Annotated in this window: 10 protein-coding genes and 1 pseudogene; 4 read left to right on the top strand and 7 right to left on the bottom strand. The window is 60.7% G+C overall.

Going from position 1 to position 16,359, the window contains the following annotated elements:
• The first annotated feature begins 71 nt into the window (after positions 1-71).
• Positions 72-1,229, top strand: coding sequence for an acyltransferase family protein (locus P3T16_RS10650; protein WP_429342225.1), 1,158 nt, complete (start codon positions 72-74; stop codon positions 1,227-1,229).
• 10 nt (positions 1,230-1,239) lie between these two features.
• The gene (locus P3T16_RS10655; RefSeq protein ID WP_429342226.1) at positions 1,240-2,367 is read left to right on the top strand and encodes an acyltransferase family protein; all 1,128 of its coding nucleotides are present in this window, start codon (positions 1,240-1,242) and stop codon (positions 2,365-2,367) included.
• 71 nt (positions 2,368-2,438) lie between these two features.
• Here P3T16_RS10655 and P3T16_RS10660 read toward each other — a convergent pair whose 3' ends face one another.
• The 5 genes from P3T16_RS10660 to P3T16_RS10680 form a co-directional block, all read right to left on the bottom strand.
• A complete protein-coding gene (locus tag P3T16_RS10660) occupies positions 2,439-2,843 on the bottom strand; it encodes a GtrA family protein (RefSeq protein ID WP_429342227.1) in 405 nt (134 codons plus the stop codon).
• Positions 2,836-3,924, bottom strand: coding sequence for a glycosyltransferase family 2 protein (locus P3T16_RS10665; RefSeq protein WP_429342228.1), 1,089 nt, complete (start codon positions 3,922-3,924; stop codon positions 2,836-2,838). Before P3T16_RS10665 ends, P3T16_RS10660 begins: the two co-directional genes overlap by 8 nt.
• A gap of 265 nt (positions 3,925-4,189) precedes the next feature.
• The gene (locus P3T16_RS10670) at positions 4,190-5,884 is read right to left on the bottom strand and encodes a hypothetical protein (protein WP_429342229.1); all 1,695 of its coding nucleotides are present in this window, start codon (positions 5,882-5,884) and stop codon (positions 4,190-4,192) included.
• Between the two features lie 190 nt (positions 5,885-6,074).
• Positions 6,075-6,869 (bottom strand): phosphatase PAP2 family protein, encoded by a 795-nt coding sequence (locus P3T16_RS10675; protein ID WP_429342230.1) that lies wholly within the window; start codon positions 6,867-6,869, stop codon positions 6,075-6,077.
• Positions 6,870-7,043: 174 nt separating this feature from the next.
• A complete protein-coding gene (locus P3T16_RS10680; RefSeq protein WP_429342231.1) occupies positions 7,044-8,603 on the bottom strand; it encodes a hypothetical protein in 1,560 nt (519 codons plus the stop codon).
• Positions 8,604-9,132: 529 nt separating this feature from the next.
• Between P3T16_RS10680 and P3T16_RS10685 the strand changes: the two genes are divergently transcribed.
• The gene (locus P3T16_RS10685) at positions 9,133-9,474 is read left to right on the top strand and encodes a response regulator transcription factor (RefSeq protein ID WP_429256969.1); all 342 of its coding nucleotides are present in this window, start codon (positions 9,133-9,135) and stop codon (positions 9,472-9,474) included.
• A gap of 236 nt (positions 9,475-9,710) precedes the next feature.
• The gene (locus P3T16_RS10690) at positions 9,711-10,688 is read left to right on the top strand and encodes a LysR family transcriptional regulator (protein WP_429342232.1); all 978 of its coding nucleotides are present in this window, start codon (positions 9,711-9,713) and stop codon (positions 10,686-10,688) included.
• A gap of 67 nt (positions 10,689-10,755) precedes the next feature.
• Here the strand turns inward: P3T16_RS10690 and P3T16_RS10695 are convergent, their stop codons facing one another.
• Together P3T16_RS10695 and P3T16_RS10700 are read right to left on the bottom strand one after the other, a co-directional pair.
• Positions 10,756-14,745, bottom strand: a complete 3,990-nt coding sequence (locus P3T16_RS10695; RefSeq protein ID WP_429342287.1) for a trifunctional serine/threonine-protein kinase/ATP-binding protein/sensor histidine kinase — start codon at positions 14,743-14,745, stop codon at positions 10,756-10,758.
• Between the two features lie 141 nt (positions 14,746-14,886).
• Positions 14,887-16,269 (bottom strand): annotated as a pseudogene (locus P3T16_RS10700) (serine/threonine protein kinase); the annotation flags it as partial.
• Between the last annotated feature and the right edge of the window lie 90 nt (positions 16,270-16,359).

The following is a 16,359-nucleotide window of genomic DNA, read 5'->3' on the forward strand; positions in this document are numbered from 1 at the left end:
ATCGCCGCCCGGCTCGCGGCACAAAGGGTACGGCTGGCGAGTGTTCCCCGGACCCGCCAGGAAACCAGCCCATGACTCATCGCATCCAGGAGTTGACCGGCCTTCGCTGCATCGCTGTCATGCTGGTGGTGATCTCGCATGCGGAACATATGGTCGCGGGCGGTTATACGGGCGTGCTGTCGCCGCTGCGTCTGTTTGCGAACGGCGGCCTCGGTGTGCTGATCTTTTTTGTGCTGAGCGGATTTCTGATCACCGATCTGCTCCAGGCGGAGTGGAAGAAAACCGGCAAGGTCAGATTGATGACCTTCTATGCGAGACGGGCATTGCGGATCTGGCCGGCGTTTTACGCCTATCTGCTCGTGGTCTGCGCGCTCGTCGCGGCTGGCGCGCTCGACGTCAGTTTCCGTCAGGTCATGTTCGCGGCGGTGCATCTCTGGAATTATTCCGAACTGCTGGGCCTCGGTTCCACCAATCTCGTTCATCCTGATGGCGTCTGGTATCTCGGCCATTTCTGGACGCTCGCGCTCGAGGAGCAGTTTTACTGGTTCTGGCCGCCGCTCCTCATCGTCATTCTGCGGCGCAAAGATACGCGGCTGCTGCTGGGTTTGATTCTCTTCGTGCCGCTAGTGCGGATCGCTTCGTATTTTGCGGTGCCGTCGTTACGCGGTCAGGTGGAGATGATGCTTCACACAGGCCTCGATCCAATCCTGATCGGTTGCTACGTCGCGCTCAACAAGGAACGGCTCGCAACGCTGCTCAATTCGCGACCGAGCAGTTCGCTCGCGTTGACCGCGTTAATTCTCGTGCTGTTCTTCGTGATTCCGGTTTGCGAAAGCAAGGCGGGCGGCTACTGGACCGCCACCTACGGTCGCACGATCGAATCCGCCATCGCCGGCATGATCATCGGTGCGCTCGCGGTTAAACGCGACTTCTGGTTTGCGCGTGTGCTGCGGCTGAGAGGCTTTGTTTTTATCGGCACGATCTCGTTCAGCCTTTATCTCTGGCAGCAACTGTTCTTCAATCTGGCCTCGCCCGTCACGCTCAGATTTCCATTGTGCGTGCTTGAAGCGTTCGCTGCGGCCACGCTCAGCTACTGGCTGATCGAGCTGCCGTTCCTGCGGCTCAAGGATAGCCTTGGCAAATCAAAACGACGTCAGCCGCCGGATAGCGTGACGGCCGATGGAGCCGAAGGCGAAATGCCCATCCCGCAACTGAAGGCCGGCGATTGAAGCCGCGGCTATGACCAGCATGAATGCCACGCACAAGCGGTTCGATTGCCTCGAGATCTTGAGGTTCGTCCTGGCATTCATGACCATGACGTGGCATTACTACTACTTCGGTCCGATGATAGGCGCGGTCGCGGGCCCGGCGGCTCACGCGTTCGCGATCCGCTATTTCTCGTTCTCGGTAGAGATATTTTTCATCATTAGCGGTTTCATCATCACGGCCTCCGCGATCAACCGGCGTCCCGTCGACTTTCTGATCGGACGTGTCGTGCGGCTCGGACCGTGTCTGCTTGTCTGCGCCACGCTGTCGTTTGTCGTGGGCCTGCTGCTCGGGCACGGCCCAACGCCGCTCAGCTACGTGGCCTCGCTCTTCATTGTGCCGCTGGTGTGGACGAACGGCGCTGACTGGTCGTACTGGTCGCTGCGACTGGAGATTGTCTTTTACGCAGTCGTGTTCCTGACGATGTGCGTGGGTAGCATAAAGAAGAGCGTGATCTGGATCGCGCTGTTGATGACGTCCTACGACGCCGTCAGCATCGTTGCCGAAAAGCTCTTTGGCGATGACGTTTTCGGCGCCGCGCTGACGCAGTATCCGCTTGAACGCTATCTGTCGTTCTTCTCGATCGGCATGGTGCTGTACCTGATTCTCGTCGGGAAGAAGCGCAATATCGCGACGTTCTCCGTATTGCTGCTTGCTCTCGCCGCGGGCGCGTTTCGCTGTTACGAGGATGCGAACCGGATTGCGAAGCTCGTCGGCGATACGCCGGTCAGCGTGCTGAGCGGCGTCTCCATTCTGGCGGTGGGTGTCGTCGCATTCGTTCTGCTTGTTCGAGGCACGACGAACCCGCGCGTTGCTTCGGTGTTTTCCGTGCTGGGGAGGATCAGTTACCCGCTGTATCTGATTCACCAGAACCTGGGCTATCTGATGATCCGCGTCATCAATGCGAAAGCGGGCGATGCCATCGACTGGCGGCCGTTCGTGATGGCCGGCATGGTCGTGACGGCGGGTGCGATCGCGCTTTACGTGGAGCCGGTTCTCGCGACGTATTACCGGCGCTATCTTTCTTCGGCAGCCTCATCGGCTGGCCTGGTCTGGGCGCGTGCTTCAGGATCGAAGCGCAGCTATGGCGACGTCGACTAGCCGGGATATCAACGACCAGACATGAGTCGTGAAGCGGGTATTGGGACTTCCCGCGGGCGCGGCGAAGCCGTTCAGACGGCTTCGGCGCCGTGGCCCTTGAAGGTCCACACCGAGTTGAGGATGTAGGTGATACCCAGCACGACGCCCGTCGCCGCGACCTGCGCAATGAGGTAGTTCGCGTCGAGGTGGCGGGTCAGCAGGTTCATCAGCAGGCCATTCACCGCGACGCCGAGTAGCGCGATTGCTGCAAATCGGGGAACGGCTTTGAGGTGACTGCTGCCGTGCCGGAACGTAACGCGCCGGTTCAGCCAGTAGTTGACGACAGCACCCACGCCCGCGCCCGTCATTGAGCCCGTCACAGGATTCGCGAGTCCCGCCGTTACGAGGGTGATGAGAACCGCGTATTGCGCCGCAGTGCCGATGGCGCCGACGCCCGCATAGACCACGAAGCGTCGTAGGGTGCGACCGTCAGGCATCGCCTGCGTCCGGTGCCGTCGCCTGATGGCGGCGACGGATCAGATACACGGGCCGGTTCTTCGACTCGAAGTAGATGCGCCCGATATATTCGCCGAGCACGCCGATGCCGATCAGTTGAACGCCGCCCAGCAACAGTACTGCTGAGAGTATCGATGCGTAGCCCGGAACCGCGACGCCCTGAATCAGCGTACGGATGATCAGAAACGACGCGTAGAGAAACGCACCAAACGCGACGAATGAACCTACGTACGTCCACACGCGCAGTGGCAGCGTGCTGAAACTCGTGAAGCCTTCGAGCGCGAAATTCCAGAGCTTCCAGCCGGAGAATTTCGAGGTGCCCGCAACCCGTGGCTCGCGCACATATTCGACGACTGCCGTGCGATAGCCGACCCATGCAAAGAGCCCCTTCATAAAGCGACGCGTTTCAGGAAGCAGCTTGAGTGAATCCACGACTTCGCGCGTGATCAGACGAAAGTCGCCTACATTTGCGGGGATTTTTGTATCGCAAACCGCGTTATGCATCCGGTAAAAGAGCGATGCTGTCTGACGCTTTATAAACGAGTCCGTCAGGCGATTGATCCTTTTCGCGAGCACCACGTCATAGCCTTCGCGCCATTTTTCGACGAGAAGCGGGATGACCTTCGGCGGGTCCTGCAGATCGGCGTCGAACGGAATCACGATTGCGCCCAGCGCTTCATCGAGCCCGGCTGACAACGCGGCTTCCTTGCCGAAATTGCGCGTCAGATCGATCACGCGCACCCGCGAATCGCGATTCGACATTGCGACCAGTTTGCGCAGGGTGCCATCGCGGCTGCCGTCGTTGACACAGACGACTTCGAATACGGTTCCGTCAATTGCTTCGAGCACGGGTATGACCGAGTCGAAGAAATGCGCGATGGTTTCTTCCTCGTTATAGAACGGCACGACGAGCGACAGCAGGCTCGGCGCGGCGTCGGTGTTCGTCGCGATGATCGAGGGTGAGGTCAGCACGAAGCTGTCGCGGGTGTCCGCTGGCTCGGGCGTCGCATCCCTGAAGAGCGGATCAGGTGCGAGCAGGTGATGACGGCCGACGTAGTCCATGATTTCCTCGCGGATAAGGCCTCACACGCAATCCGTTGCTACGAAGCCCACGGAAGGTGAGGTCTGCGGTGTCCGCAAAGCATGTCCGGTGATTGGGTTTGCGGCGAAAGCGATCGCGGGTGTCGACCCCTTTGCACAGAGTCTAGGCCATATCCCCCGGGCAGTTCGTGCGCTCGGGCACACTGGCGAAGGCGTGGGCGGCGCCGCGTTCAAGTCGCCCCGATCGTCGCGACGTAAGGCGGACCGCGGCCGCTCCAGCGGCGCGTTACAGGCCGGCTTTAGCGAGCTTTGCGCGCCACGCCATCAGGACCAGATCCAGATAGCTGCGCTGTCTGACGGATATCGTCCATTGGCCTGCTGGCAATTCGTACTCGACAAACTGGCTTCCCTGAACCGGTGCAAGCGTGATGCCGTCCGCTGAACGCGCGCTGCTGGTGAGAAAGGGCGTCGAAAACTGGTTGATCCGTACGTGACCGCCAGCGGCACACGTCGCCGGGATTTCCAGCGTGTTGAAGTACGCGGGCCGCGGGATATCCGTGTACCGGCATCCGCTCGCCTCCACCAGCGGCCGTTGCGTCGGCAGGACGCCTGTCGCGGGCGTTTGCAGGATGTCGATGGCTGCGAGCTGGGGCTGGTAGTGAGCGGGATAATATTCGCCGCCGGCGTCGGGACCGACTACGCTCGTGGGCGGTGCTTCGCGGCGAAGTTGTTCGAGCGGTATCGGCGCATACTCGTTGCCGTAGAAATGCAGTAACGCTGCTGCAGTCGCAAGTGCGAACGCAAGTATGCCGAACTGAACCCGCTGCTTTGTGACAGGTGACAACTGTTCGAGGATACCGGCGAGCACAACGAGGCAGAGTGGTATCGCGAGCGAAAGCAGTCTCCACGGAAACTGCACGAAATCGAGTTGCGCGGAGATGTGCCACAGCGGCCGCGTGAGGCGCGTCATCAACAGGATGACAAGCAGTGCCGCGCCGCCGAAAGCGAAGATCATGCGCGCGCGCGGATCATCGGTACGACGTAACTGGAACGCCATGCCGATCATCAGCGCGAATACCGGCCATCCGAACTGGGAGCGCGGAGACCGCCAGAAGATGTAGCCGACGGAAAGGAGATTGTCCGAGATGTGTCCAAAGATCTTTGCCTGCGCGGGGCAGAAGTATGCGCTCCACCAGGTGAACGGGACGAATGTAGTAGCGAAAAACACGGCGAGCGCGCCGATTGTGATCGCAAGAAGCGGCCAGCCGGATTGCGACGACGTCACGATCAAATAGAGCGTCAGCATCAGCAGTACGCCGGACGCGATGACGAATACCAGCACGTGCGCCTGCGCGAGAAGCAGGAGCAGCACAAAGAGCGAAAGGCCCTGCCACTTCCCGAACCTTCCGTTGTGGACGTCGATCAACAGCGCGAGGATCAGGGGAATCAACGTCGTGGCCGAATATTCCGCCACGCCCCCCTCGATCGCCTTGGTGAGCATGTAGGGCGCGAAAACGGACGCCGTAGCAACGACGAGCCTTGAAGTCCTGTCTGCGCCCAGCCGTGCAGCACACGCGTACACGCCGTAGAACATGACCGAAGAGAAGGTGAGTATGGCGAAGCGATACCCGGTCACAACGTCGCCTGTGGCCAGCGACAAGGCTGCACCGACGAGGTTGAACAGCTTGTGATAGAAGAACGGCACCGGGGAGCCAAAGCCGCTGGCGTCGATCGGCGTCCAGATGGAGAGCGGATCGCCGGCGCGTAGCGCCTCCGTCCAGATGTAAAGACGCGAGAACGAGACGTAGGTGTCGGCGCCGCGAACGATCGGTGAAAAAAGCACGACGACGACCCAGACGACCAGTGAGACAGCGACGGCGCCTAGCAGCATCCGCTCGCCTGGCGCGAACCGCGCCGGGGACATCACGTTCCGGGCGATCTCCTTTGGGACGATCGATTCTGGATAGGGTGGCTGGCTCATGTTCAGTGCGGTCAGTGTGCGATAGACGGATGCAACGCACGTCGCAGGCAACGTATCGCCCGATACTAGATCGCCGGAAAAATATCCTGCGTACGCCAGCAGACATTCGCGGTTTGTTCGGCGCAGCCGGGATCGGTGAGACGCCGGTGCCGCATGGGCAACACACGGGGCACAATGCGCCGGCGGCGACCTACAGATGCTTCAGGAACGATTCGCTCAACGTCCGGATTTCGTCGAACTGGCTTGCAAATTCGAAGCCCAGCAGAAAGAGGGCGACATTGATTCCGCCTTCGTGTCGTACAGACCAGTTCAGCGCCGGTGCGGCGATCCATTGCCTGATCGCGGTGCTGTTGCAGATCACACAGATCGACACGCCGAGCGCAGCGCCAGCAACGATGTCGGTAGGATGGTGCAGCCCGAGGTAGATGCGCGGCAGGCAGACGAACAACAACGAGTACAGCAATGCGACCACGCCGAGCCGGCGCGACGCGATAAAGATGCCAGTCGCGAGCGCGCACCACATCATCGCGTGGTCGCTCGGAAAGGCACTCCACGTGCGAAGTAAATGCGTCGTCGATTCGTTAGGCGGAAACGACATGGCAAGTTCCGGGTTCGCGAACGGACGCAGTCTGAAGGGGAGCCAGTGAGCAAGCGATCGCCCGAGGAGAAGCGCGCCGAAACTCGCCACGATCGTTGCAATCACAATTTCGCGATCGCGCCGGGCCGAAATACCGCCACGAAACCAGACCCACCAGAGCATGGCGACCAGAACCAGATGCGTCATATAAAGACCGGAAATGGCGCTGATAATGTGATCGGCGGTCGTAGAGCGAAAAGCAAACTGGTTTGCAAATCGCAAAATATCGAGGTCAAATGAATTCATTCTGTTATTAAAATGAAAGCAGCGTGTAATGTCCGGTGTCAACTCCCGGCTGTCAATCGAAGTATAGAAAACACGATCAGGACATAATGTGCGCAAGGACACCGCCGCGCAATCGGGACACGCCACTTTTTTAACGCGATTGCAGCATTTTTCCGGAGTGGACGACGAATAGCGTGGGGTGGGCGGGTTCTGGTTCTATGTACGAGCCCGGATGCACCTGCAACAGACGGACTGGCAGATCGGGTTTATACCAATCTGCCAGTTCAATGCCAATGGTCAGGGAAACTCGATGCCGAGCCCTGTCTTGCCCAGCGTCGAGACAACCGCCCTGGCCTGCGGGCCGAACCGGTAAATGCAAACGACCAGATTGATCCGCTCCGCATTGCCACCTTTATTGCACTCGTAAATCTTGTCGAATTCGGGAATGATTTCGAGAAAGGCATAGCTGTCGATTTCCGGGCGGAATGGCCTGACATAGACATCGGGAATACCGAAATCAGTCCGCAGATAATCGGAAAGAAGCGCCGCATAATTCTCCCGTTTCTTGTTGCGCGCAACAAAAAGGTCGTTTAATCCCACTGTATCGAAGAATTTCTGTTGCGAGTAAAACGCGAGCTTTCCGGCTTCCGGCGACGCAATCGAAACGCCCGGTATGTCGCGGAGCGCGCGGCCGATGGTCTCGTAGGGCGTGTGATCCACGATGAAGAACTCCGCTTCTTTGCGGTCTGAATAGAGGCGGTTCACGTTGCTGATCGCGAGCAGCGCGGTGATCGACAGGATCAGCGCAATACCCTGTTTTCTTGACACGGGCGATTTCACGATCAGATCGAAAAAATGCACCATCGCAAATGACAATCCAATCAGAACGGGCAACTGGAAGCGGTACGCCACATCCACGATGGGCAGCACCGTGAAAAGATATGCAAAGTAGACGGTGCACGCCAGATAGATCGGCAGATAGTGTTTCGAATGGCTCCGGTCCAGAAATGCCGTAGAGATAAGCGCAAGAATGACGAGCGGCAGCAGGTGGCCCAGAAATGCCAGCTGAAAGCCCAGAATGAAACGATATTGATTGCCTGGCAGCCGGCCGAGCAGGAGATCGGTCAAGGCGAACTTCAGACTGGCGGCCAGCGGAAGCGCCGTGCCGGTCAACAGGCTGACGGCGAAGAGCGCGCACAGCGCCGCGAGAAATGCGAATACGACGAGCACCGCGCAGCTTTTGATCCGTTGTGCCTTGCCTGCATCGGCGAGCGCGAGACCGAAGAAAAACAGCGAGAGCGGAAAGATCGGCAGATCGGGTCGGACGAGAACCGTCAGTCCGGAAAATATGCCCGCCCACAGCGGGTGCGTGCCGGTCGTTCGCAGAAAGCCCAGCAGGTAGATGGAGAAGGCAACAAAGAATATCGTGATCGACGTTTCAAGTCCGTTGCTGGCGGCGCGGATAAAAAAGGGACTCGAGATCAGCGCGATCAGCGGGCAGATGGCAAGCCAGCCGTTGCGGGCGGTGAAGTGGCGCACTGCGGTCGCGTAGATTGCCAGCAGCGTCAGGATGGAGAAGGCGAGGCATCCGTAGCTGTTGACGTCGATGACGTCGAGCCGCGTCAGGCGGGTCACGAGCGTGACAAGCGTGACCCAGGCGACGCCCGTCATGCCCTGCACGGTGCCGGCATGCCGGTTCCATTCATACGGGAAGCCGTCCGCGCCGTTCTGTGCGTAACGGTACATGATGTAGCTGTCTTCGAAATTCGCCGGAAAGGGCATGAACCAGCAGGCCAGCCAGACAAACACCGCGAGCACCAGAATCAGTAGCAGCGACCTTTGATAGTGCAGCTTCATTGTCGATTACCTCTCTGTTTCATCGGACAAACCGTTGCCCTTTGCCCTTTGCGCATTACCCACTACCCTGCGACGGGCCGTCCTCTGGAAGACGCTTCGTGCCAATCGGCATTCAACTGATTGTGGGCGGCTTGCGGACGCTCGCGTCCTGATGATGGCCGCACCAACTCGCTGTGCCTCGTCAGCGACGCGCGGCCGCACTTCCCGGATTGGGCGAAGTATAAGAAAGGTAAGGGGAATCGACTGTGCGGCAGGATACGGTCGTCGTTTCAGTCTTCCTGGCTCTATCCGCTGGCGGATTCAGGCGCGAGCGGGGAATGGAGTCGGCGGCTGGCGATGGCCAGAATCTTTGAATACCACGTTCGACGCGGACTCATACTAACCGTCGGTAAACTCAGTCGAAGGTGTTATTGCGGCTTTAAATAGGGTCCTGTACGTTGTCCAGAGGATTTGATGTTCTCGCGGGCCATTTTAGCCGCCCTCTGGACTCGAAATGAAAACAAGGCGCTCTGCGGCGGTTATTGGAGTCGTGGATGACGATCAATCCGTCGGGCTGGCAACGACAGCGCTGCTGCGTTCGGCGAACTGGCAGGTGATCACGTATTTGTCCGCGAGGCAATTGCTGCTTGACGCGCGCCGCGGGGAGCTGAGTCTCGTCATCGCGGATATTCATATGCCGGGCATGGATGGCTTCGCGTTGCTTGAGGCGATCAAGCAATGGGAGCAGCCTGTCCCGGTCATTTTCATTACGGCGGACACGATACGGGATCTTTTGGATAGATCGATCGCGTCAGGCGCGGCCGATTTCTTTCCCAAGCCTCTCGACGACGCGCGACTGCTGGCGCGGATCGACGCGTTGCTGGGACCCTAGCGGCGCTATCTGTTTCCGCCAGTCGATCGCCGCTTTGTATTCTTACCCCCGTTAAGCCCATTCGAACGTATTAGTTGCGCATGCAAGCGCACGACGCGTCACACCCCATCGGACGATGGCGCCACGCGGCGTTCGCGCCTACCCTTCATTCGTTTCCCGGTGGTTTCGATTTTTTCATCTGCGATGATTCCAGGCGCCTGGATACTCCTCTTCTACATTGGCCAGTGAGGTGCGAGATGGACCAGCTTTACATGTTGCGTGCATTCGTTGCAGTTGCGCGGTATCAAAGCTTTAGCAAGGCTGCGGAATCGTTGAATGTGACCACCGGGTCGGTATCGAAAGCGATCGCCAGGCTCGAAGGGTGTATCCAGACGAGAGTGTTGCTCAGGACAACACGGTCCGTTTCCTTGACGGAAGCGGCACAGCCCTACTATCTGAGTTGCTGCCGTCTGCTCGAGGAACTCGATGAAGCGAATCGCCGCATTTCGCAGGCGCGTGAATTCGACAGCGGAAAGCTGCGGCTGATTGTGCATCCGATGCTGATGAGCGAAACCTTCTCGCGCCTGGTGCGGGGCTATCACACGATTGCGCCCAATGTGAGTCTGATCGTTTCCGTTCAGGAGGGGGTCGCGAACCTGTATGACGGCCGCTTCGACATGGCGATTCTGCCGCCGCATCTTGTCGAGCAGTCTGCCGCGATTCGCCGGACGCTGGCGAAGTCGCCGCGCATCTTCGTCGCAGCGCCTGGTTATCTTGAGCAATACGGCACGCCCAGAGCCGCCGTCGAGCTGGCCCATCACTTTCTCCTGCTCGACACGGATTCGCGGAAGAAGGGCGTGGACGTCATCGATCTGTTCGAGAGGGGAACACGAGTGAGCGTGTCGCCCATGTCGTCGATGGAGGGCAATGAAATCCTGCTGAGGGCGGCGGCACTCACGGGGACCGGCATTGCCGCCTTGCCCGAAACGATGGTTCGCGAGGATATCGACGCCGGGCACCTGACGCATATCCTGCCGCAGTGCACAACATCGGACAGCAAGGCCGAGATCTGTCTCTTCTACTCGCACCGCGAACTGCTTCCGGCGAGACTCAGGACATTCGTCGACTTTTGCATCGAGTTTTTCAGATCGCCGGGTCGATATGGCGCGAGGGACACACAGACGGTTTTGCCGCAGAAGGACCATCGCGAAGACTACGAGCTGGAGGCCGTCTGAGGCGCGGCGCGCAAGCGCTTCGCCCTGGGAGCTGGTGGGCCGGTGACCTGCGCATCGGCCTCGCGCGTTATTGCCGGCTTTCCGTGCGATGTGAGGCGTCGCCGTGTGCCGGCAACGTGAACTGGAAGACGGTGCCGCTCGGCGAGTTCGGGGTCGCCCACAATCTTCCGCCATGACTTTCGACAATCGAGCGGCAGATCGGCAGGCCCATCCCGAGCCCGTTGGGTTTGGTTGTATAAAAGGCCTCGAAGACAGTGTCGAGATGCTCAGGGTTAAGTCCCGGTCCCGAATCCTGCACCGTCACGCAGAGTTCACCGGCCTCGACCTCGCTTGTGCGGATCGACAGCGCCCGCTCGCCCGCGTTCATCTCGCTCATCGCTTCAATGGCGTTGATGATCAGGTTGAGTATCACTTGCTGCAGTTGTACCCGGTCGCCCTGAATGTGCGGCAATCCATCAATCAGCTGCACGGCGACATCGATGCCATGCTTGTTCGCTTCGTCGTGCATGAACGCGATCAGCTCGCGAATCGTCTCGTTGATATCCAGGCTGTCCCTGCGCGGTGATTCCTTCTTGAAGAAGGCGCGGGTCCGGTCGACGATCTGGGCGGCGCGAGCGCTATCCGCGACGATCTGGGTGAGCGTGTGGCGAGCCTCGTCCAGACTGGGCGGCGTAGCGGCCAGCCAGCGCAGGGCGGCACTGGCGTAGGCGGCGATCGCGGTGATGGGTTGTTTCACTTCGTGGGCGATCGTCGCCGATAGCTGCCCCATTGTCGCTACCCGGTTTGAGTGCGCCAGCACCATCTGCAGGTCGAGATAGCGCCGTTCGCTCTCGCGGATTTCCTGTTGTGCGCGCTTTTGTTCAGTGAGGTCGAGCACGAAGGCGACGCACTCGTCCTCGTTTTCACCAAATGCCGCCGCGCCGATCAGGACGGGCACCCGGCTGCCATCCTTGCGGAAGTATTCCTTCTCAAACGGCTGGGCGGTTCGGGTTGCCTTCAATTCGGTCAACGCCAGTTCGTTACGGCTGCGCCACTCGGGCGGAGTCAGCTCGGTCCACCGCACGGCCCCCGAGAGGAGATCGTCGCGGCTGTAACCGACAAGACGCAGAAAGGCATCGTTGGCGTCGATGATCCGGCCTTCAAAATCACAGATGTAGATGCCGATGATATTGGATTCGACGAGGCGCCGAACCTTGTTCTCCCGTTCCTGAAGATCGGCATAAAGGCGGGTGTTCTCAAGCGAGATTGCCGCCTGTGACGCCAGCACGTCCAGCAGCGCGGAGCGGCGTGCCGTGAAAACGCCGGCGGCAACCGTGTTCTCCAGATAAAGCAGGCCGCCCAGCTTGCCCTGCCTGACGAGCGGCAAACAGAACACCGACCGCGTCGCGCCGCCTGCCAGGTAGTCGTCTTCGGCGAAGACGTGGGGTTTCAGGGCATCGTCGATGATGACGCTCTTTTGCGTGTGAATCACATAACGCAGAAGGGCGGCAGGGGCGGCCGAGTCGGCCACCGGCTCATGATTCAACACGATCTTGTCGCCGGCGATGCGGGCTTCCGCCTCAATGCGATAGCCGCCGTCCCGCGGCACAATCAACAGGCCCCGATCGGCGCCGGCCGTCTGTAGCGCGATCGTCATCAGGCGCCGGATCAGCCCGGGCAGTTCGATTTCGCTCGACAGGGCCTGGGAGGCCCTGAGCAGGCTTGCGGTGTCGAAGTGCCGGACATCGGAGCCGAGTGTCGTCATCGGCTGCTGGTCTTCGGTTGTGGCGAGGCCGGGATATCGCTCATCGAGCTGCGCGACTTTGCCGTCGGCGCCGTACAGCGCGAAGCATTGACGCGCGTTGCGCAAATGAGCATGGGCATTGGTCTCCAGATCGCGGCTCAGATAGAAGCGGCCGGCGAGCTCGTTGGCCATGCCTTCGTTGTGGAAAAAGCCGTTTTCGCGGGCTGAGCGAACCGCCTGTTCGTAGAGGCGCATCGCATCGAGATCGCGGCCCTCAAGGCGCGCGAGTTCCGCCAGAACGAGCGCATGGCGGTTGCGATAGTTCTCGGGGCAGTGTCTGGCCCACAGTTCGAACTTCTTCAGTTTCGCCGCGAGAATACGCCCGTAGGCCTGCTGCTGTTCGGCGGATGCCTGCGGGTAGAGCGCCGCCAGCGTGAGCGCGTGGAAGAAGTGATAAGTCGCTTCGATCGGCAGGGCCATGGCGGCACGCAGCGTGGTCTCTGCCGCGCGCGCGGCGTTCAATGCGTCAGCATACCGGCCATCAAGGAAGGCGAGCATCAGCTTGATGATGTGATAGAAGACGATACCGCAGCCGAAGTTCGCTTTGGTGATTGCCCCGAAGCAGGCCGCTTCGTCGAACTTGTCGTCGTTCAGCTTCAGCGTTTCGGTGGTCTTGCCCCGGAGGCTGGCGACGAATTGCTGCTCGAGCCGGATCGTCTCGTGAACGGCGTCGTTGTGGCTGTCCCGCGCGAGTGCGGCGTACTTTTCCGCTAGCACCTGCACGTCCTCGAGGACCGCCCCTGTCTCGATCGCCTGCCATACCGTGTTGAATGCGAGGTTGCCGGCAAAAACGAGGTCGCCCACTTCCAGGCAGGCGCCGATCGCCCGTTCGAGAACAGGCAGGTTAGCCGCCATGTGGCGCCGCCAGAAATTGATATGACTGGCATGCAGATGAAGCAGCTTTCCATAGAGGCGCCGGTTGCCGAACTTTTCGTTTAGCCGCAGCGACATTTCTGAGAATTGCACCGCAGTGGGTATGTCGTCAACGCCCGAGACCAGCATCAGCGCGAAGTTGCCGTAGGCGAAGCTCGAGTTGTCGGTATTGCCGTGCTGCAAGGAGAGGTTGACCGCCTTGAGGGTGATGAGCGGGTAGAACACGGGCCGCGCGGCAAAGGCGCAGGGCATCGCTTCAACCAGAAGGTTGATGATCGCCCGTGTGACGGGGTCCGCTGCCACCGGTGCATCGACCAGTTCGCCGATGGCCCGCCCCGCCAGATTGAGCGGAATGTCCCGCAACGCCGCATCGATCGCCGCCTGAATATCCTGATCGGACCTGGGGAGGACAATGCCGAAATCGCGAAGCGCATCGCACGCGACGGCGAAGCTTTCATCATATCGGCCGGCGACCTGATACAACTGCATACGCAGGCTGAAGACTTTTGCCCGATCGAGGTTGGAGCGAGCCCTGCCGAGGATCATATCGAACAGCGTGTCCGCCTCGGCAAAGTTGCCGGTCAGATATTCGCATTCCGAGAACGCGAGATAGAGATCGAACGTGTCGTCGTAGTGCCGGACCCAGGCATCGGATGACAGCAGCGTGACTCCTTGCGCCAGATAGGAGCGGGCCGACGCATAGGCGGTCGAACTCATCGCGCGCCTGCCCGCGATCAGGTTTAGCGCGATGGTGCGCTCGCGCTCCACCTCGGTCGTGATCAGCGCCGCGCCGCGATTGAGGTGGATGACGATGTCGAAGATGTTTTCTTCGAGCGCTTCCGGGCTCGCGTGCGACGCGAGTGCACGTCCGATCCGCAGATGCGCCGCGGCGCGCTCGCCGGCGGGAATGAGCGCATAGGCGGCTTCCTGCACGCGATCGTGCGCGAACGCATAGGCACCCTTCACGCGAAAGATGAGACCCGCCCGCACGGCGCCCCACAGCTTCGCGTGGACGGTTTCCTCCGGGCCACCGTAAACCCGTGTCAGCGCGGTGACCTCGGCGATGTTGCCGAGACACGCGAGCAGGCCCAGCGTGTCGCGCGTTGTGTCAGGCAACCGGCTCAGCTTCGCGGCCATCAAGTCGGCGATGTTTTCGGTGAAGCCCTTCGCACGAATCTGCGGCAGATCCCAACGCCAGCGTGCGGCGCCGTGGTCGAACGTGAGCAGGTTCTCTTCAGTCAATGTCCTCATGAACTGGATCGTGAAGAACGGGTTGCCCCCCGTCTTCTCATACACCAGTTGCGCGAGCGGCTCGGCCGTCGCGCTGTCGCAGTGAAGCGATTCGGCCACCAGTTGCGCGACGTTGCAGGGCATGAGCGGCGCGAGCACGATCTGCTGCACCTTCCCGCCGGCGTTGCGGATTGCGTCGAGCGTGTGTGTCAGCGGGTGCGACGCATCCACCTCGTTGTCGCGGTAAGCGCCGACGAGCAGAACGTGCCGCACGTCCGGATGCGTGGCGAGGTGGGCGAGCAGGTCGAGCGTCGCCGCATCGAGCCATTGCAGATCGTCGATAAACAGCGCGAGCGGATGCTCGGGCCGCGCGAACACGCTGAGGAAGCGGCGAAATACGATCTGAAAGCGGTTTTGCGCGTCCTGCGGCGGCAGCGGCGGCACGGGCGGTTGCTCTCCGATGATGTGCGCGAGCTCCGGCACCAGATTCACGATCAACTGACCGTTCGGGGCAAGCGCCTCGACGAGCGCGCGCCGCCACGGCTGGAGTTCCGCGTCGCTCTTGCCTAGCAGATTGTGCGCCAGAGACTGGAAGGCTTGCGCAAACGGAGCATAAGGAATGCCGAGCTTGTATTGATCGAACTTGCCGGCTGCGAAGAGGCCGCGCGGCGGGACGAGTACCTTGTGCAGCTCGTTGACGACCGACGACTTGCCGATGCCCGCATAGCCGGAGATGAGTACCAGTTCGGCTGCGGCGCCGGTCACGATGCGATTGAACGCCGCGACGAGGGCTTCGGTCTGGGCCTCGCGGCCGTAGAGTTTTTCGGGGATCAGCAGCCGGTCGGACGCGTCGTGTGCGCCCAGCGCGAACGGGGCGATCTCGTGGTGCGTCTCCCACGCCGAGCGGCACGACTGCAGGTCCGCCTCGACGCCCGCCGCGGTCTGGTAGCGGTTCTCCGCCGTCTTGGCGAGGAGCTTCAGGACGATCTGTTCGAGTGGCTGGGGAATGCCGGCGACGCGCTCGCGAGGGAGTGCCGGCAGGCGAGCGATGTGGCAATGAATCCATTCCATCGCGTCCGCTGCGGCGAACGGCAGTGCGCCGGTGAGCATCTCGTACAGCGTGACGCCGAACGAGTAGAGATCGCTGCGCGCGTCGATCGAGCGGTTCATGCGGCCGGTCTGCTCGGGCGCCATGTAGGCGAAAGTGCCCGCAACAACTTCCGGCGGCGCGGGCGGCGTGTGTTCGTGCGGCAGGTGCGCCGCCATGCCGAAACCGGTGAGCCGCACGTTGTCACTGCCGTCCACGAGCACGTTCGCCGGCTTGATGTCCTTGTGAACGAGGCCGCACCGATGGACGTGGCCGAGCGCTCTCGCGAGATTGACGGCGATTCGCAAAAAACGGCTGAGTTCGAGCGGCTGACCGAGAGCGCGATTGAGGGGCTCACCGCCGTTATCGTTGAGAAGCAGCATGGGCGGCACGCTGCTCCGGTCGAGCGCGAGCGGGCGAGCGGCCCAACTGGAGTCGAGCATCGGGCCCAATGCATACTCGTGCTCGAGGCATGCGACGCTTTGGGAAGTCAGGCGCGAGGGAAGTAGCGCGAGTACGGAGACCGGATTGCCAGGATGCCGCGCACGATACAGCACGAAGTTGCTGTCATCGCGTAGCACCTCCAGCTCATATCCGACGAGGTCCATGATGAACACCCCTGTCCGGAAGCGAAGGCAATTCGGTGGCAATTGTCCACGCTTCTCGCCTTGCTGGCTACGACTAACCCTCCATCAGGC

Origin of the sequence: Paraburkholderia sp. GAS42 (assembly GCF_050436565.1) — a bacterium.
Taxonomy (GTDB): Bacteria; Pseudomonadota; Gammaproteobacteria; order Burkholderiales; family Burkholderiaceae; genus Paraburkholderia.

What these genes read in the sequence shown, in the direction of transcription:
- P3T16_RS10650 (WP_429342225.1), top strand. Translation starts at nt 72, where the DNA reads ATGACTCATCGCATCCAGGAGTTGACCGGCCTTCGCTGCATCGCTGTC.
- P3T16_RS10655 (WP_429342226.1), top strand. Translation starts at nt 1,240, where the DNA reads ATGACCAGCATGAATGCCACGCACAAGCGGTTCGATTGCCTCGAGATC.
- P3T16_RS10660 (WP_429342227.1), bottom strand. Translation starts at nt 2,843, where the DNA reads ATGCCTGACGGTCGCACCCTACGACGCTTCGTGGTCTATGCGGGCGTC.
- P3T16_RS10665 (WP_429342228.1), bottom strand. Translation starts at nt 3,924, where the DNA reads ATGGACTACGTCGGCCGTCATCACCTGCTCGCACCTGATCCGCTCTTC.
- P3T16_RS10670 (WP_429342229.1), bottom strand. Translation starts at nt 5,884, where the DNA reads ATGAGCCAGCCACCCTATCCAGAATCGATCGTCCCAAAGGAGATCGCC.
- P3T16_RS10680 (WP_429342231.1), bottom strand. Translation starts at nt 8,603, where the DNA reads ATGAAGCTGCACTATCAAAGGTCGCTGCTACTGATTCTGGTGCTCGCG.
- P3T16_RS10690 (WP_429342232.1), top strand. Translation starts at nt 9,711, where the DNA reads ATGGACCAGCTTTACATGTTGCGTGCATTCGTTGCAGTTGCGCGGTAT.